18 protein-coding genes are annotated in these 15,605 nt (G+C 69.1%); 6 read left to right on the top strand and 12 right to left on the bottom strand.

The window, feature by feature from the left end:
- Window positions 1–40: 40 nt before the first annotated feature.
- Window positions 41–322, bottom strand: coding sequence for a hypothetical protein (locus AAN986_RS12065; protein WP_227468558.1), 282 nt, complete (start codon window positions 320–322; stop codon window positions 41–43).
- Window positions 323–657: 335 nt separating this feature from the next.
- On the opposite strand from AAN986_RS12065, the gene azu reads away from it, so the two are divergent.
- Entirely contained in the window at window positions 658–1,116 is a 459-nt protein-coding gene (gene azu / locus AAN986_RS12060) for an azurin (protein ID WP_016446217.1), read from the top strand.
- Window positions 1,117–1,296: 180 nt separating this feature from the next.
- On the opposite strand, the gene AAN986_RS12055 is transcribed toward azu, so the two are convergent.
- From AAN986_RS12055 to AAN986_RS12045, 3 genes are all read right to left on the bottom strand, one after another.
- Complete coding sequence (locus AAN986_RS12055) at window positions 1,297–1,806, bottom strand: hypothetical protein (RefSeq protein WP_017403869.1); 510 nt, start codon at window positions 1,804–1,806, stop codon at window positions 1,297–1,299.
- Window positions 1,793–3,130: a hemolysin family protein gene (locus AAN986_RS12050; protein WP_017403868.1), complete on the bottom strand. Its 1,338-nt coding sequence runs from the start codon at window positions 3,128–3,130 to the stop codon at window positions 1,793–1,795. Before AAN986_RS12050 ends, AAN986_RS12055 begins: the two co-directional genes overlap by 14 nt.
- A 189-nt stretch (window positions 3,131–3,319) precedes the next feature.
- Entirely contained in the window at window positions 3,320–3,670 is a 351-nt protein-coding gene (locus AAN986_RS12045; RefSeq protein ID WP_016451613.1) for a hypothetical protein, read from the bottom strand.
- 153 nt (window positions 3,671–3,823) lie between these two features.
- Here AAN986_RS12045 and AAN986_RS12040 point away from each other — a divergent pair, with 153 nt between their 5' ends.
- Window positions 3,824–4,330, top strand: a complete 507-nt coding sequence (locus AAN986_RS12040) for a hypothetical protein (RefSeq protein ID WP_026061999.1) — start codon at window positions 3,824–3,826, stop codon at window positions 4,328–4,330.
- A gap of 128 nt (window positions 4,331–4,458) precedes the next feature.
- Window positions 4,459–5,346, top strand: coding sequence for a class I SAM-dependent methyltransferase (locus AAN986_RS12035; RefSeq protein ID WP_047217056.1), 888 nt, complete (start codon window positions 4,459–4,461; stop codon window positions 5,344–5,346).
- 67 nt (window positions 5,347–5,413) lie between these two features.
- Here the strand turns inward: AAN986_RS12035 and AAN986_RS12030 are convergent, their stop codons facing one another.
- From AAN986_RS12030 to AAN986_RS11995, 8 genes are all read right to left on the bottom strand, one after another.
- A complete protein-coding gene (locus AAN986_RS12030; RefSeq protein ID WP_047216978.1) occupies window positions 5,414–6,061 on the bottom strand; it encodes a nitroreductase in 648 nt (215 codons plus the stop codon).
- Window positions 6,058–6,561, bottom strand: a complete 504-nt coding sequence (gene fur, locus AAN986_RS12025) for a ferric iron uptake transcriptional regulator (protein ID WP_043821391.1) — start codon at window positions 6,559–6,561, stop codon at window positions 6,058–6,060. Before fur ends, AAN986_RS12030 begins: the two co-directional genes overlap by 4 nt.
- Complete coding sequence (locus AAN986_RS12020) at window positions 6,558–7,178, bottom strand: DUF2325 domain-containing protein (protein ID WP_047217055.1); 621 nt, start codon at window positions 7,176–7,178, stop codon at window positions 6,558–6,560. Before AAN986_RS12020 ends, fur begins: the two co-directional genes overlap by 4 nt.
- A gap of 303 nt (window positions 7,179–7,481) precedes the next feature.
- Window positions 7,482–8,492, bottom strand: coding sequence for a c-type cytochrome (locus AAN986_RS12015; RefSeq protein WP_026061998.1), 1,011 nt, complete (start codon window positions 8,490–8,492; stop codon window positions 7,482–7,484).
- 17 nt (window positions 8,493–8,509) lie between these two features.
- Window positions 8,510–9,247, bottom strand: a complete 738-nt coding sequence (locus AAN986_RS12010; protein ID WP_016446227.1) for a c-type cytochrome — start codon at window positions 9,245–9,247, stop codon at window positions 8,510–8,512.
- A 190-nt stretch (window positions 9,248–9,437) separates the two neighbouring features.
- Window positions 9,438–10,967, bottom strand: a complete 1,530-nt coding sequence (locus tag AAN986_RS12005) for an ATP-binding protein (RefSeq protein WP_047216977.1) — start codon at window positions 10,965–10,967, stop codon at window positions 9,438–9,440.
- The gene (locus AAN986_RS12000; protein ID WP_012206042.1) at window positions 10,964–11,626 is read right to left on the bottom strand and encodes a response regulator transcription factor; all 663 of its coding nucleotides are present in this window, start codon (window positions 11,624–11,626) and stop codon (window positions 10,964–10,966) included. The genes AAN986_RS12005 and AAN986_RS12000 overlap by 4 nt, the downstream gene beginning before the upstream one ends.
- A gap of 150 nt (window positions 11,627–11,776) precedes the next feature.
- Window positions 11,777–12,364 carry a TetR family transcriptional regulator gene (locus AAN986_RS11995; protein WP_047216976.1) on the bottom strand — a complete coding sequence of 196 codons (588 nt, stop codon included), beginning with the start codon at window positions 12,362–12,364 and terminating at the stop codon, window positions 11,777–11,779.
- A gap of 144 nt (window positions 12,365–12,508) precedes the next feature.
- On the opposite strand from AAN986_RS11995, the gene AAN986_RS11990 reads away from it, so the two are divergent.
- From AAN986_RS11990 to dsbG, 3 genes are all read left to right on the top strand, one after another.
- Complete coding sequence (locus AAN986_RS11990; protein WP_047216975.1) at window positions 12,509–13,708, top strand: MFS transporter; 1,200 nt, start codon at window positions 12,509–12,511, stop codon at window positions 13,706–13,708.
- A gap of 94 nt (window positions 13,709–13,802) precedes the next feature.
- A complete protein-coding gene (locus AAN986_RS11985; RefSeq protein ID WP_047216974.1) occupies window positions 13,803–14,801 on the top strand; it encodes a TlpA disulfide reductase family protein in 999 nt (332 codons plus the stop codon).
- Window positions 14,798–15,604: a thiol:disulfide interchange protein DsbG gene (dsbG, locus tag AAN986_RS11980; protein ID WP_047216973.1), complete on the top strand. Its 807-nt coding sequence runs from the start codon at window positions 14,798–14,800 to the stop codon at window positions 15,602–15,604. Before AAN986_RS11985 ends, dsbG begins: the two co-directional genes overlap by 4 nt.
- Window position 15,605 lies beyond the last annotated feature (1 nt).

Genomic DNA, 15,605 nt, shown 5'->3' with positions numbered 1-15,605 from the left:
GCCGGACCTGCCTGGCCTGCCTTGGCTGCCGCCCCGCGCCTCAGGACATCCAGGACCTGGGCGCCGAGGGGCCACCCGGCTCACGGGACCCCTCGCCGCCCGGAGCCACCCCTTCGGGCTGGCTGCCGGACTTTCGCATCAGCTGCAGGATCTGATCGAGCTTGTCCTGCTCGACAGCGATCGAGTGCAGCCTGAACAGCACGTACGGAATGAGGACGCTGGCACAGGCCATGCCCGCCAGCGCCGTCTGTTGCTGGGAGCTATCGACGAAGAACGCCGTCAGCAGAAAGATGGCGCCAATGACAGCACCTATGAAAACCATCACTCTCATAAACCCCCTCTATGTTCCGCAATCGTACCCAAATGTGACTGAGGTGAGTAGAGGCATGCGAGCTGTGGGGTTGCCCGTCGCCAAAAGACGACGGACGGCAAGTGATTCCCGGCGACAGCCACCGCGCATACCCTGCCGGCGTGACGCCATACCGCATGCTTGGAGCGCAGGTCTTCGAACTGTTTTGACTTGATTCAAATCAACCCGCCCTCCCCCATCCTGTCTATGCTGGAGGCAGCCATACAAAGCATCCATGGCGACAGACCGCCTGCCGGTCCATGGCCACCGGATGCCAGCCACCTCACCCGCTTTTCAAGGAGAAAACAATGGCAATGCAATGGAAACCCGTCCTCTTGGCCCTCGCAATGACTGCCGTCGCCGCACCTGTGCTGGCCGCCGACTGCGCCGTCGAGATCGAAGGCAATGACGCCATGCAGTTCAACAAGCCCACCATCAGCGTGCCCGCCAGCTGCAAGCAGTTCACGGTCAAGCTCAAGCACGTGGGCAAGCTGCCCAAGACGGCCATGGGCCACAACTGGGTACTGAGCAAGACGGCCGACCTGCAGCCCGTGGCCAATGACGGCATCGCCGCCGGCGCCGCCAAGGACTTCGTGAAGGACAAGGACGCCCGCGTGATCGCCCACACCAAGGTGATCGGCGGCGGCGAGACCGACTCCGTGACCTTCTCCACCGCTGCCCTGAAGGCGGGCGAGGCCTACAGCTACTTTTGCTCCTTCCCCGGCCATTCCGCGCTGATGAAGGGCACGCTGACGCTGGCCAAGTAAGCCGGCGATCTGCCCTGGCCCGGGACCTTGCGCCCCGCGCCCTACCCGGCGGCACTTCGGTGCCGCTTGTCGTTTCCGCCCCTCACATTTGCGGGGCCGGGCAAGCCACGCTTGCCTGGCCTGCCGGTCCCTGCCGGTCCCTGCCGATGCATGCCGATCCGTGCCGTTGTGCGCTGCCTCTCAGTGCCGGCTGGCGGTCCTGCCGTGCGGGCGGCCCTGCATTTCCATGCAACCCTTTTGCATCAGGCGCAGCAGCAGCTGGGTCCAGCTGGCGTCGGCCCATTTGGTGCTTTCCAGCACCAGGGACCGTGCCGACTGCAGGCCGTCGCCGGGCTGCAGCTCCACGCGGAAACTGCCGCGTTCGCGCTGGGACGTGACGGCCACCACGCTGCCCAGCAGGGCGATATCAAGGGAAGGGCGCGGGCCTTGCGGGCCGTCCAGGTCCACGCGCAGCACGCAGCCGGGGCGCAGTTCGTAGGTCCAGCGGTGGTCGGCATGGCCGGCCGCGCCCATGGCGTTCATTTCGGCAAGCCGCTGCTCCTGCGTCATGTCGTAGGGGCTGATGATGGGCGCCTGCTGCTGCGGGTAGCCCTGCACGCCGTCCAGGCAGGCGGCCATGAAGACCACGGCCGCCGCGCATGCCAGCAGTTTCCAGGCGCAGCGCGGTGCCCGTCGTTCAACGCGGTGCATGGGCTGCTCCTGCGTCTTCGTCGCCGGGCACCTGCAGCGACACGTCCACGCGCATGGCCAGCACCTTGTCGATGGCCTTGCCGTCCATGTCCACCACCTCGAAGCGCCAGCCTTCCCATTGCACGGTGTCGGTGACACGCGGCAGCCGGCCCGTGAGCAGCATGACCATGCCGGCCAGCGTGTGGTAGCGGCCGCGCTCCTCCTCGGGCACGGTGGCCAGCTCCAGCCGGTCCTTGAGTTCGGGCACGGGGATGTGGCCGTCCAGCAGCCAGCTGCCGTCCTCGCGCTGCAGCGCCCAGGAGTTGCGCGGATCGCGGGGCTGGAATTCGCCCGTGATGGCCTCCACCAGGTCCTGCAGGGTGACGATGCCCTGGACCTCGCCGTACTCGTCGATCACGAAGGCCATGTGCACGTCGGACAGCCGAAAGCTCTCCAGCAGCTCCATGCCGGTGATGGTCTCGGGCACATAGAGCGCGGTCTGCATGGGCTGGTCCGTCAGGCCCTGATCCTTGCCCTGCAGCGCGCGCGACAGCCACTGGCGCGCGTTGAGCACGCCGATGATGGAGTCCATGCCGCCGCGCACCACGGGAAAGCGCGCGTGGTCGGACTGCTCGATCACACGCAGGTTGTCCTCGAACGGCGCATCGGCATCCAGGCAGACCACGTCGCTGCGCGGCACCATCAGCGAGCCGATCTGGCGGTCGTCAAGGCGGAACACGTTGCGCACCATGGTGTGCTCGTGCGATTCGATGACGCCGGCCGTCGTGCCTTCGGCCAGCATGGCGTGGATCTCTTCCTCCGTGACGGCGCTGCCGCTGTTTTCCTTGACGCCCAGCAGGCGCAGCAGCGCATGGGTGGACACGGACAGCAGCACCACGAAGGGCTTGGTCAGATGGGCCAGCCAGTTGACTGGGCGTGCGATCAGGCGCGCAAAGGTCTCTGGGTAGGTCTGGCCGATGCGCTTGGGCACCAGCTCGCCGACGACGATGGAGAAATAGGTGATCAGCACCACCACCAGCGCCGTGGCCGTGTAGCCGCCATAGGGCGCGGGCACGCCCATGCGCTGCAGCCACTCGGCCAGGGGAGCGGCCAGCGCGGCCTCGCCGACGATACCGTTGAGCACGCCGATGGAGGTGATGCCGATCTGGATGGTGGACAGGAAACGCGTGGGGTCGGCCCCCAGCTGGGCGGCTGCGGCGGCGCCGGCGTCCCCCTCGTCTATGAGTTTTTGCAGGCGAGCCTTGCGCGCCGTCACCAGCGCGATCTCGGACATGGCGAAGACGCCATTGAGCAGGATCAGCGCAAAAAGAATGGCAATTTCCATGATGCTTGTTCTGGGAACCGGGAGCCGCCGCTGCGGCAAAAAGGGCCCATGCTGCGCTGGGTCCGGAAAGATTGGAAGCGATAGGCCAGCCCCGCAGACGGGGCATGCCGGACAGGACCCGGCGAACGGCGTGGATGCCGCATGAGCCGACCCGGCGGAGCCAACGGCCCCGGCAGGTCGCAAAGGGGATCAGGCCGCCCGGGGAGGCCGGTCGGGCGGGGCCAGGCTGCGCCACGGTCCTTCGCGAAGGCTGCTGGCGACATGGCGATCGGCCTGCAGCCGGGGGGCATCCACGCCATCGACGGCATGCATGACATCGGGGAGGTCCTGCTGATCGTCCATCAGCGCATGGTCGAAGTCATCGAGCAGGGAGGCCGTGTCCACCAGCGGCGCTGCCGTGCGCTGCACGCTGGCGCAGGCGGCGCCGGCCGGCTCGCAAGCGGCCCCCGGCAGGGCCCGCCATGGCACAAGCCCCAGCGTGGACAAGGCCACGCTGACGACGAAGTGCAGGGAAAAAGCCACGATGAACCATCTGGACATGGTCCGGGGATTTTATCCATGCGCCGCACCCGCGGGCAGGCACCGCGCCTGCCCACCGCTGCCTGCCACTGTCCACGGCTGTTCGCCGTTTCCTACAAGCGGCGCGCCGGCGCCGTGGAAACATGCGCCACAGCCCACTCTCCGCCCTTTGCCATGAAAGCACTCCATACCCTTTTCACCGTCGTGCACGCGCTCATCGCCCTGCTGTTTTCGCTGGCGGCCATCGCCCTGCTGTGGATTGCAGGCCTCAAGGGCTGGAATGCCATGGCGCATGGCGTGGATGGCGATTCGGGCCTGCGCATCGTCGAGGCGCTGGGCATTCTGGCCTCGGGCGTGGTCGCGCTGCAGATCGCCCAGACCATCACCGAAGAGGAGGTCATACGCGAGGCCCATATCAGCGGCCCCACGCGCGTGCGCCGGTTTCTCTCGCGCTTTCTGGTGGTGCTGGTCGTGGCCCTGGCCGTCGAAGCCCTGGTCGCTGCCTTCAAGACGCAGGAAGAGCCGGCCCACCTGCTCTATCCCGCCGCCCTGGTCAGCGCCGTGGGTGTCCTGCTGCTGGGCTGGGGTGCCTTCATCCACCTCAACCGCTCCGCCGAGGAGCTGGAGCCCGAGGCCATGGAACAGGCCAAGGGCGAGGACCACAAGGTGAACAAGGATTGATGGCAGGCAGCTTCCCGTCAGGTTGCCTGCATTCGTGCGAACAGGCCCTAATATGGGTATCAGCCCTTGAAGCAATTCATGGAAGGTGGATGCCGCCCGCCCCGGCCGGCAACGCACAGGAGCCCGCCATGCCCGAATCTCTTGCCCCGACGGCCGCAACGGCCTTGCCCGACGCGCAGCCCTCCTCGCCACGCCAGGAAAAACTGTCCGATGTCAGCGAGACCTTGCGCATTCCACTGGCCGCCCGCGCCCTGGGCGAGCGGCTGTTTCCCGGCATGGCCGTCAGCGACGCCCACGCCTTGGACACCCTGACCCAGCTGGGCGACGACGGCAGCCGGTGGCTGCAGGACCGGCAGAGCATCTACGGCGTGCTGGCGCGCACGCACTGCTTTCGCGCGCTGGCGCAGGACTTCTTGCAGCGCCAGCCGCAGGGCCATGTGGTGAACCTGGGCTGCGGCCTCAGCGACTATTTCCAATGGCTGGACAACGGGCAGATGCACATGACGGATGCCGACCTGGGACCGGTGACCGCGCTGCGCAGGCAGCTGCTGCCCCGGCAATCGGAGCGCCAGGAGATCCGCGAATTCGACCTGGCCGATGCCGACTGGTGGCAGCGGCTGGGACTGCCGGCCGACAGGTCCGGGCCTGCGGTGTTCATGATGGCCGAGGGCGTTTCCATGTACCTGCAGCCAGAGCAGATGCAGGCGCTGTGGACCACGTTTGCGCAACGCAGCCCGCCGGGCTCGGAGCTGGTGTTCGACGCCATGTGCTGGCTGGCGGCCGGGCGCGCAAGCCAGCACCCTTCGGTCCGGCTCACCCAGGCCCAGTTCCATTGGGGCCTGCGCCGCGAGGCCGATCTGGCGCAAGCCCATCCCCGCCTGCAGCTGGTGGCCACGCACCAGGTGATGGAAGGCTACGGCCCGCCCTACTCGCTGGTGGGGCCGGCATTCCGCTGGACCTTTGGCGTGCACTTCTATGCCATCTACCAGCTGAAGTCGGTCGAGACGGCGGCTTAGGCCGATTGCGCAGCCGCAACGAAAGATGCCCGGTCAAGCCGGGCATCTTTGCTTCAAGGAACCAGGATCAGCCTGCGTCGTCCGCGCTGGCGGACAGGGCCAGGGCCAGGCCTTGCACCAGGTCTTGCCCGGGCTGCCATTCGCGCACAAAGCGGTTGCGCGGCGGCCGCAGGGCTTCGCGGCCGGCCGAGACGGGCGTGCCCACATACAGCAGGCCGACGAGCCGGTCATGGGGCTCGAATCCCAGGGCCTCGCGCACGCGCGCATCGTGGCTGTTGGCGCCGCTGGCCCAGAAGCCGCCAAAGCCCAGGATGTGCAGGGCGTTGAGCATGTTCATGGCGGCAGCGCCACCGGCCAGCAGTTGCTCGCTCTCTGGCACCTTGTGCTCGGGCTGCAGGTGCACGCCCAGCGCAATGATCAGCGGGGCGGACAAGGCCTTGGCGCGGAATCGCTCGGCGTCGGCCTGCGGGTCGCGCGCCCTGGCGGCCTGCGCGAACACCTCGCCCAGCGCATGGCGCGCATCGCCCTGCACCAGCACGAAGCGCCAGGGCCGCAGCTGCCCGTGGTCGGGGGCGCGCAGTGCAGCATCGATGACGGTGTCGATCACGTCTGCGCCCGGCGCCGGCTCCTGCAGCGGCCAGCGTGACTGGCGCGACATCAGCAGGTCCAGCGCGGCGCGCTGCTCGGGGGTCAGGGATCTGTCGTTGGTGCTCATTCGTTGTCCTGCAGCGCAGGCTGCCTTGCCTGCTCGGGCTGTGCCGGTGATTCAGGTGGCAGCTGCGAGCACGCGCCGCAATGGCCGTACAGGGCCAGGCGGTGGTCGGCAAGGCGGTAGCCGTGGGCCTGGGCCACCTGGTGCTGCAGCGCCTCGATGTGGTCGTTGCTGAATTCATCCACGCGTCCGCACTGCAGGCAGATCAGGTGGTCATGGTGCGGCCCCTCATTGAGCTCGAACACCGCCTTGCCGCTTTCAAAGGTCTGGCGCAGCAGCAGGCCTGCAGCCTCCAGCTGCGACAGCACGCGGTAGACGGTGGCCAGGCCCACCTCGGCGCGCCGCTCGGCCAGCAGGCGGAACACGTCCTCGGCATGAAGGTGGCGCGATGCGCTCTGCCTGAAGATTTCCAGCACCTGCATGCGCGGCAGCGTGGCCTTCAGGCCGACGCTGCGCAGTTCGGGTTCGCCACCCGGGCTCAGGGGCATCTTGCTGCGTGTCATGCGGTGGTGTCTCCGTGTGTCAGTGTCATGGCGGGGTTGTCGCCGCCTTCGGCACCCCGGTGTATGCGGACGATGCGCAGCGCATCGGGCTGCTCCACCAGCACGCAGGTCTTGCCCGTGCGCTGGCAATGGTCCTGCACGCGCCAGTACTCGCCGTGGCTCAGGCAGCCGGTCTGGCAGATCACCAGATCGGCCTCGCGCAGGCTGGCCTCGAAGGCCTCGGCGTCCTGCTCGGGCTTCCGCGCATGCGCGCCCGCTGCAGGCACGGCGGGCTGCGCCAGGGGCGCGGCCGATTGGCGCTGCCAGCGTGCGCGCTCGCGCAACAGGTCCTGCACGCGCACCAGCAGCGACTCCACGCGCCGCGCCAGCGTGACGCGGCGCGAGAGGCCGGGAATGGCCTTCTCCAGCGCCTCGCGCTCCTCGCGCGCCCACAGCAGCTGGGTTTCCTTGGCCATCAAGGCCGCGCGCTGGCGGATCACCAGCCTTTGCAGCCTCTCTATTTCCTGGGCTTGAAGGCACAGCAGCTCGCTGCTGCGCAATTGGGCGTGGCCGTAGCCACGCAGCAGCACCTGGTGCTCGTGCGCCAGCTGCTGAATGTCGTCCAAGGTCTGGGTCATGGTTTCCTCGGCAAACCTGAGCATCGCGCGGCGGTCGCGCGAAGGCCTGTGCGCATGGCCGCGTGCGGCACGGGCCGGGCTTGCCGGCAAGGCGGTGTGCTGCGGTGCAAGCCGGATGCGTCGGCAAATCAGTGAGAATGATTCTTATTAAATCATGAAATGCCGGCCGTCAAACCGATGACCGTACGCCGTCTGGTGCAAAGGCCGCACCGGCGCAGATGCGCTTGCAGGGCGGCTGTCAGCGCCCTGTCCCTTGCAGCAACGCAGGCCTGCGCCCGGCCTGCCGTTGCCTGTCCGATCCGCTCAAAGACCCTTGAGTAGCCGCCCGTTGACCTCGGTGCCGTACAGCGAGTACGGGTTGTCGTGGAACTGCTTGCGCGTGTCGGCCACGTTGCCGGTGAAGCGCGGGTCCTGGGGGCGCTCCATGCTGTTGATGTAGGTGGCCACGTCCCAGGCCTCCTGGTCATCCAGCGTGGGGTTGCCGTAGGGCATGTTGCCCTTGATGAAGCTGGCGGCCTTGTCCACTTCGTGCGTGCCCGCGCCCCAGTTGTAGGACTGCTTGCCCCACAGCGGCGGGAACACGGTTACACCGCCTACTTCCTGGCCCTGGCCCTGAGGGCCGTGGCACAGGGCGCACTTGGCCTCGTAGACCTTGGCGCCGCGCTCGAAGCTGGGCTCCTGCGCGGCCTTGCCCACCTTGGTGAAGCCCGCGCCCGGCAGCTTCTCGCCCGTGGGCGCCTTCTGTGCCATCCAGTAGGCATAGGCCTCCAGCGCCACGAGGATGTCATGGCCGTCGTCGGGCGCCTTGCCGTTCATGCTGTACATGAAGCAGCCGCGCACGCGCTCGGCGAAGGTGTCCACGTGGTTGGTCTTCTTGCGGTAGGCCGGGTACAGCGGGTAGGCACCCCACATGGGTGCGGCGCCCTTGAGCCGGCCTGCGTCCAGGTGGCAGTTCACGCAGTTGAGGGTGTTGCCCGAAAAGCCCACGGCGTTGGCCGGCGTGCGCAGGAAGATGGCCTCGCCACGGCGGATCCACTCGCCCATGGGGGTGTCCGGAATGTCGCGGGCACCGGGCGGCGTGAAGGCTGCGCCGTCGGCAGCCCCCTGAACGGGCTGGGCATCGGGCTTTGCGGGGACAGCAGCGGGTGCGGCGGGTGCGGCGGCCACGTTGACCGGCACGTCGGGCCGGGCAGGACGGCTGACGTACATGCCATAGGCGAGTGTGCCCGCCAGACCGGCGAACAGGCAGGCAACGACGATGTATTCGGCGGTGTTGGAACTGCCGGGGGCGGGATTGCGTGGTGTGTCGGACATGATCGGCTCCCGGTCCATCAGGGTTTGGCCGGCGCGGAGGCCGTGGCTGCGGTGGCTGTGCCCGCGCCATGCAGGCGGGCGTAGTAGGACGCCACCGCCTGGATGTCTTCGGGCGTGAGCTTGCGGGCGATCTTGCCCATCAGGCCCAAGGGGCCGGCCTCGCGCTGGCCCTTGTTCCAGGCGGCGACCTGGCTTTGCATGTAGTCGGCCGTCAGGTGGCCGATGGCGGGGAAGTCCGCTCCCACGCCCACGCCGCCAGGGCCATGGCACTGGGCGCAGGCAGGAATGCCGTCGGCCCAGCGGCCACGCTCGACCAGCCAGGCGCCGTCATCGTCCTTGCCCTTGGGCAGCGGGCCGCGCACGGGCTGGATGGGCAGCGGCAGGCTGGCGTAGTAGGCCGAGACGTCGGCACGGTCCTGGGCCGACAGGGCCTTGGCCATGGGCGCCATCACGGGCGCCTGCCGGCTGCCGTCGGCCAGGTGCTGCAGCTGGCGCGCCAGATAGCCGGCGTGCTGGCCGGCCAGGGCCGGAAAGCCCGCCATGCCCTCGCCCTTGGCGCCGTGGCAGGTGGCACAGGCCGCCGCGCCCTGGGGCGTGCCCGCCTGGGCGATCTTCTGGCCAGCGGCAGCGTTGCCTTGCACTGCCGCCTGCGCAGCGGAGGTGTCTTGTGCCCAGGCGCCGCCCATCGGCATGCAGATGCCGACAGCAATGGCGATGCACGACCGGGACAGGGTCTGTTTGTTCATGCGGTTCATCGTGGGAAGAGGCTGTTGCCCTGCCATGCGTGGGCGCCGGCAGGTGCGCGGCAGCGGCGGACGGGGTCAGTTCTGGATACCTGCGGCTGCCCCCGCACGGCGCAATGCCTGCGCGGCTGGCCAGCCAGGTCGGCACGATACGCAGCGCAGATTAAGTCGGCGTTAATGCGCCGGCGTCGGTGCGCTCTCGTCAGTGCGTCGGCACCAGTGCGCCGGCGCCCACCGCCAACGGCAGATAAAGGCGTGCGACCAGCCCGCTCGCATCGCCTTCTTCGGGCCGCCACAGGCTGCGCGGCTGCAGCAGCAGGCAGCCGCCTGCGCATTCGGCGATGCGCTGCACGATGGGCAGGCCCAGGCCGCTGCCATGCTCCTGGGGACGCTTGCGCCAGAAGCGGCGCGTGGCCTCTTCGCATTCCTCGGCGCTGAGCCCCGGGCCATGGTCGGCCACGGTGAACTCCACATAGCCTGAGCCCGGCTGCTGCGTCGTGCCCGGCATGGCGCCAATGGGCCGCACCGCCAGTTCCACGGCATGCTGCGGCGCATGGCGCAGGGCGTTTTCCAGCAGATTGCGCAGGGCCGAGACCAGCAGGGGCTCGGAGATGGCCAGCGGCCAGGCGCCATTGCCGGGCTGCTGGTGCGTGTCCAACCATTGGCGCTGCGCCGGCGCCGGTGCTTCGGCGCTCACGGCATTCACCGCCAGTTGCCAGGCCTTGTCCAGCGCCTGCAGCGCATCGGCAGGCGCATCGCCGCAGGCCAGCGCATTGGCGGCGCCCGGTTCATGCTGCTCCAGCCGCGCCAGCAGCAGCAACTGCTCCAGCGTGTGCTGCAGGTGCTCGACGCCCTCGCCCGCCTGTGCCAGCGAATCGCGCGCCATGGAACCAGGCGGCGCGGCCAGAAGGCCGGCAGGCATGCCGGGCGCCGCCAGCGCCATCTGCGCCACCTGCACATGGGTCTTGATGGCGGTCAGCGGCGTGCGCAGCTCATGGGCCGCGTCGTCGCTCCAGCGGCGCTCGCGGTCGATGGCCGCGCGCACGCGGTGCAGCAGCTGGTTGAGCGTGCCCACCAGCGGCGCCAGCTCGCGCGTCTGCAGGCCCTGGGCCACGGGCGAATCGTCGCCGGGCGGGCGGCGCGCCAGCTCGCGCCGCAGGGCCTCCAGCGGCCTGAGGCCCTGGGTCACGGCCCACCACATCAGCCCCATGCTGGCCAGCAGGGCCAGTACGAAGGGCAGGACGATGGTGTAGGCAAAGCCGTGGATCAGGCCCTCGCGCACATCGATGCGGTCGGCCGTGGCGATGCGCACGCCGTGGTCCTCCAGCACATAGGTGCGCCAGGGCTTGCCCCCCTTGATGATGGTCGAGAAGCCCAGCGGCATGCTCTGCGGGAACACGGGGCTGCCCTCGGTCTTGGCCAGCACCTGCGGCAGGGCCGATTCGGGCCGCACGGGCTGGACCTCGCCGCGCACCAGGCTGACCTCGCAGGCCACGCCGTCGCGCGCGATCACGTTGAGCATGGGGCTCCAGTCCTGCGGCAGCTCCCGGGCAGGCCGGAACTGGTGGACGATGCCTGCCACCATGCGCGCCGAGGCGATCAGCCGGTCATCCAGCACGGTGCGCAGCTCGTTGCGCATGTCCGAGAACATCCAGGCCGCCACCCCGCCCCACAGCGTGCACAGCGCCAGGCACAGACATGCCAGCAGGCGCACGCGCAGGCTGCGCATCATGGGTGCAGGCCCAGGCGGTAGCCCTCGCCGCGCACCGTCTCCACCAGTTCATGGCCCAGCTTGCGGCGCAGGTGGTGCACATGCACGTTGACGGCATTGCTCTCCACGTCCTGGCTGTAGCCGTAGAGGCTGTCGCGCAGTTGCTCGGTACTCAGGATGCGGCCCGGCGACTGCAGCAGCGCGCGCAGCAGCGACCACTCGCGGCGCGACAGCTCCACGGTGCGGCCCTGGCGCTGGATATGGCCGGCAGCGGGGTTGATGCGCACCTCGCCCAGCTCGATCCAGTCCACGCTGCGGCCGGCCGCGCGGCGCAGCAGCGCATGCAGGCGCGCCGCCAGTTCGTGCAGGTCAAAGGGCTTGACCAGGTAATCGTCGGCGCCGGTCTGCAGGCCTTCGATGCGCTGTGACACAGCATCGCGCGCCGTCAGCACCAGCACGGGCACCTGCAGGCCCTGGCCGCGCCAGCGCGCCAGCAGCGAGAGGCCATCCTCGTCGGGCAGGCCCAGGTCCAGCACGCAGGCATCGAAATGCGAGGAACGGATGGCCGCATCCGCCTGCCCGGCCGAGGCCACGGTATCCACGCCAAAGCCCTGCAGCTGCAGGCCGGCCCGCACGCCGCTGGCCACCAGCGCGTTGTCTTCCACCAAGAGAACATGCATGTTGTTGTCCGCAGGGCCTGGCGCCAGGCCCCGCCGTCTGTATCCAAGTCGGGAACGAAAAGCGACTGAGCATCGCAGATTTGCCGCGCTGGCGCGGCGGTGCGCCGAATTTCGCAGGCGGGTGCACAAGAATGCGGCCAGGCGGCCCGCTCAGGGCCGGGCCAGCAGCCCGCCCAGCAGCAGGTCCAGCGCCGCCGCGCCGCGCTCCAGCCGCAGGTCGGCGTCATCGCCCTCGGCAATCCAGAAAGCCGCTTCGGCCAGGCTGCCGTAGATCAGCGATGCCAGCGCCTGCGGATCGGCCCGGGCCACGATGCCCTGCGCCATGAGGTCCGCAATCAGTGCCTGCATGGACGCAATGCAGTGGCGCTGCGATTGCGGCAGCGCTCCGCCCAAAGCCGCGCGCGCATCGCGCAGCACGATGCGCTGGATTTCAGGCTCCAGCGCCATTTCCAGGTAGGCCTGGCAGCGACTGCGAAAGCCCTGCCAGGGATCCCGGGCATGGGCGGTGATGGCCTTCAGGCGTTCATCCACCTCGGCATCGATCTGCTCGACCACGGCCGCCAGCAGGCCCTGCTTGTCGCCGAAATGGTGGTACAGCGCGCCCCGCGTCAGGCCAACCTGCGCGGTGAGATCGTCCATGGAGGCATCGGCGTAGCCCTGCTCTCCAAAGGCCTTGCGGGCCGTGGCCAGCAGCGTGGCGCGGGTTTCTTCCATCTCGGCGCGGGTGCGGCGGACCATGGCCAATCTCCTTACATACGGCGTGCATGATTATTTACATACGCTTCGTATGTATATAGGATTCTATTCATACGCAGCGTATGTATTTTCTCTGTCCCGCGACGGCGGTGCAACACCCCCCACCTGTTTGAAGGGATCTGGACCATGAATTCGTCTTCCTCCACGCGGCCCGAACCCGCCGCGCGCCGCCCGTGGCTGGCCGTGTCCGCCGTGGGCCTGGCCACCTTTTCCGTGGTGACCACGGAAATGCTGCCGGTCGGCCTGCTCACATCCATTGCTGGCAGCCTGGGCACCTCCATGGGCAGGGCCGGCCTGATGATCTCGCTGCCGGCGCTGCTGGCCGCGCTGTTCGCGCCGCTGGTGGTGATGGCGGCGGGCGGCATGGACCGGCGCCGCATCCTGTGCGGACTGCTGGCCCTGCTCGTGCTGGCCAACCTGGCCTCGGCGCTGGCGCCGTCGCTGATCTGGCTGCTGGCCGCGCGCGTCCTGGTGGGCTTTTGCATGGGCGGCATCTGGGCAATCGCGGGCGGGCTGGCGGCACGGCTGGTACCCCAGGCGTCGATGGGCCTGGCAACCTCCATCATCTTTGGCGGCGTGGCGGCGGCCTCGGTGCTGGGCGTGCCGCTGGGCGCGCTGATCGGCGATTTCGCGGGATGGCGCTGGGCATTCGGTGGCATGGCAGGCTTCAGCGCACTGGTGCTGGCGCTGCACATGGCCGTTCTCCCCGCCCTGCCTGCCACAGGCTCGGCCAGCCTGCGCCAATTCAGTCATCAGCTGGCCAACCGCAGGCTGCAGGCCGGGCTGGCACTGACGCTGCTGCTGGTGGCCGGGCATTTCATGTCCTTCACCTTCGTGCGCCCGCTGCTGCTGACGGTGTCGGGGTTCGATGCGCAATGGATGAGCGCGCTGCTGCTGGCTTACGGCATCGCGGGCATTGCGGGCAACTTCCTGGCGGGCATCATCGCGGCGCGCCGCACGGTGCCGAGTCTGGCGGCGATCGCCATGGGCCTGCTGCTGGCGCCTGTGCTGTTCCTGTCCGTGGGCGACTCGCCAACCGGTGGTGGCGCCGTGCTGCTGGTCTGGGGCCTGGCCTACGGCGGCGTATCGGTGGGCCTGATGACCTGGATGATGCAGGCTGCGCCACGCGCCGTGGAAATTGCCACGGCGCTGTACGTTGGCGTCTTCAACATCGGTATTGCGCTGGGCTCATGGGCAGGCGGCCAGCTGGTCGATGGCTGGGGGCTGCACGCCACGCTCTGGCTGTCAGGCGGCTTGGCCGCTGCGGCCTTGCTGCTGTCTGCGGCCATGGGATTGGTTGGGCGAAATGGACCGGTCGCAGCCTGATGGCCATGAGGCCGTTAACCCTCGTTAACCCCCCGTTAATTCCCCGCTGCCAGCATCCACGGCCTGTCAGCCCGCATGGCTGAAACTCCCTTCCATGCACCTCCGGTCATCCCCTCTTCTCTCGTCCTTCCTGCCCTTGCTTGCCGGCCTGCTGCTGGCGCCTTCGCCTGTTCTTGCCGGAGCGGCAGAGCCTGGCGGGCCGTCAGCGCTATCGGCGCTGGGCGCCTGGCTGCACCTGCCTGCCAGCCTGGCGCTGGGGCCGCTGGTCCTGCCGATGGGCGTGGTGGTGGCCATGCTGGCCTGGCTGCTGGCGCAGTGGCTGGCGCGCAGGAATGAAAGGCGCACAGGCCAGGCCGTGGATGCGCTGCTGTGGCAAAGCACCCTGGCCGGCCTGCTGGCGGCGCGCCTGGCCTATGTCGCGCAGTGGTGGGCAGAGTACGCGCCTGCTCCCTGGGATTGGGGCGGGATGCCGGCCTTCGCAGGCCGCATCATCGATATCCGCGACGGGGGATGGAACCTCTGGGCCGGCCTGCTGGCCGCGCTGCTGTACATGCTGTGGCGCAGCCGCCGCTCCCCGGTGCTGCGCCGCGCCACAGGGCTGGCGCTGGGCGCGGGGGCGGCCCTGCTGGTGCTGGGCAGCCTGCTGCAGGCGCTGCCCTCCGCAGATGCACCGGCCCTGCCGGCCTTCACCCTGGTCAACGGACAGGCGCAGCCGGTCTCTCTGCAGCAGTTGCAGCAGGCCGATGGCAGGCCCATGGTGATCAACCTCTGGGCCACCTGGTGCCCGCCCTGCCGGCGCGAGATGCCGGTGCTGGCCCAGGCCCAGCAGCAGCGGCCCGATGTGCGTTTCATCTGGATCAACCAGGGCGAGTCTGCCGAGGCCGTGATGGGCTACCTGCGGCGCGAGCAGGCAGCAGCCCCGCTGCCGCTGGCCCAGGTGCTGTTCGACCCGCAGCAGCAGGCCGGCCGGCACTGGCGCCAGCGGGGCCTGCCTTCCACCTATTTCTATGGCGCCGACGGCCGGCTGTGCGGCATGCGCATGGGCGAGCTGTCGCGCGCCAGCCTGGCCCAGCATCTGAAGGAATGTTCATGAGCGCTTCCCCCCTGTTCCCCTTGCCTGCACTGGCAGGAGCCCTGGCCCTGTCGGCAGCCTTGGCCCTGCCGGCTGCGGCGTCCGAGCTGCCATCGGAGGATTTCCTGGCCCAGCAGGGACTGACCCTGGTGGGACCGCTGCCGGCCGTGGGCGGACTCAAGGCCTGGGCCGCCTACCGCGACCGCCAGCCCGTGCCCATCTACCGCATGCCTGACGGCAAGCACTGGGTGCTGGGCACGGTGATCGACGCCCAGGGCCGCGACGTGAACGCCCAGGCCCTGCAGGCCGCCGTGCAAAAGCCCATGGGCGAGCAACTGTGGGGCGATGTGCAGCGCGCCCAGTCCATACCGGATGGCCGCGCCGACGCGCCGCGCACGGTCTATGTGTTCACCGACCCCAACTGCCCCTATTGCAACCAGCTGTGGAACGATGCCCGGCCCTGGGTGGAGAGCGGCCAGGTGCAGTTGCGCCACATTCTGGTGGGCATCCTCAAGCCCAGCAGCGAGGGCAAGGCCGCCGCCTTGCTGACCGCGCGCCAGCCCGAGCAGGCCCTGGCCGAGCACGCACGCGCCTATGCCAAGGCCGGCCGCGCCAGCGCAGAGGGCGCGGGCGCCACGCCGCTGGCCCCGGTGCCGCAGGCCACGCGGCAGGTGCTGGCCAACCATGCCTCGCTGATGTCCACCTGGGGCCTGCGTGCCACGCCGGCTCTGGTCTGGAAGGATGACAAGGGAGTGGTGCAGGTACGCACCGGCCTGCCGCCGGGCCTGCTGGAAGAGGTCATGGGGCCGCGCGGCAGGAAATGAC

This window comes from Delftia sp. DS1230 (genome assembly GCF_040112715.1).
Classification (GTDB): Bacteria; Pseudomonadota; Gammaproteobacteria; order Burkholderiales; family Burkholderiaceae_C; genus Comamonas; species Comamonas tsuruhatensis.
This window is presented reverse-complemented; position numbering and strand designations above follow the sequence as displayed.

Excerpts from the sequence above, each read along its gene's own strand:
- AAN986_RS12065 (WP_227468558.1), bottom strand. The coding sequence starts at position 322 with ATGGTTTTCATAGGTGCTGTCATTGGCGCCATCTTTCTGCTGACGGCG.
- azu (WP_016446217.1), top strand. The coding sequence starts at position 658 with ATGGCAATGCAATGGAAACCCGTCCTCTTGGCCCTCGCAATGACTGCC.
- AAN986_RS12055 (WP_017403869.1), bottom strand. The coding sequence starts at position 1,806 with ATGCACCGCGTTGAACGACGGGCACCGCGCTGCGCCTGGAAACTGCTG.
- AAN986_RS12050 (WP_017403868.1), bottom strand. The coding sequence starts at position 3,130 with ATGGAAATTGCCATTCTTTTTGCGCTGATCCTGCTCAATGGCGTCTTC.
- AAN986_RS12045 (WP_016451613.1), bottom strand. The coding sequence starts at position 3,670 with ATGTCCAGATGGTTCATCGTGGCTTTTTCCCTGCACTTCGTCGTCAGC.
- AAN986_RS12040 (WP_026061999.1), top strand. The coding sequence starts at position 3,824 with ATGAAAGCACTCCATACCCTTTTCACCGTCGTGCACGCGCTCATCGCC.
- AAN986_RS12035 (WP_047217056.1), top strand. The coding sequence starts at position 4,459 with ATGCCCGAATCTCTTGCCCCGACGGCCGCAACGGCCTTGCCCGACGCG.
- AAN986_RS12030 (WP_047216978.1), bottom strand. The coding sequence starts at position 6,061 with ATGAGCACCAACGACAGATCCCTGACCCCCGAGCAGCGCGCCGCGCTG.
- fur (WP_043821391.1), bottom strand. The coding sequence starts at position 6,561 with ATGACACGCAGCAAGATGCCCCTGAGCCCGGGTGGCGAACCCGAACTG.
- AAN986_RS12020 (WP_047217055.1), bottom strand. The coding sequence starts at position 7,178 with ATGACCCAGACCTTGGACGACATTCAGCAGCTGGCGCACGAGCACCAG.
- AAN986_RS12015 (WP_026061998.1), bottom strand. The coding sequence starts at position 8,492 with ATGTCCGACACACCACGCAATCCCGCCCCCGGCAGTTCCAACACCGCC.
- AAN986_RS12010 (WP_016446227.1), bottom strand. The coding sequence starts at position 9,247 with ATGAACCGCATGAACAAACAGACCCTGTCCCGGTCGTGCATCGCCATT.
- AAN986_RS12005 (WP_047216977.1), bottom strand. The coding sequence starts at position 10,967 with ATGATGCGCAGCCTGCGCGTGCGCCTGCTGGCATGTCTGTGCCTGGCG.
- AAN986_RS12000 (WP_012206042.1), bottom strand. The coding sequence starts at position 11,626 with ATGCATGTTCTCTTGGTGGAAGACAACGCGCTGGTGGCCAGCGGCGTG.
- AAN986_RS11995 (WP_047216976.1), bottom strand. The coding sequence starts at position 12,364 with ATGGTCCGCCGCACCCGCGCCGAGATGGAAGAAACCCGCGCCACGCTG.
- AAN986_RS11990 (WP_047216975.1), top strand. The coding sequence starts at position 12,509 with ATGAATTCGTCTTCCTCCACGCGGCCCGAACCCGCCGCGCGCCGCCCG.
- AAN986_RS11985 (WP_047216974.1), top strand. The coding sequence starts at position 13,803 with ATGCACCTCCGGTCATCCCCTCTTCTCTCGTCCTTCCTGCCCTTGCTT.
- dsbG (WP_047216973.1), top strand. The coding sequence starts at position 14,798 with ATGAGCGCTTCCCCCCTGTTCCCCTTGCCTGCACTGGCAGGAGCCCTG.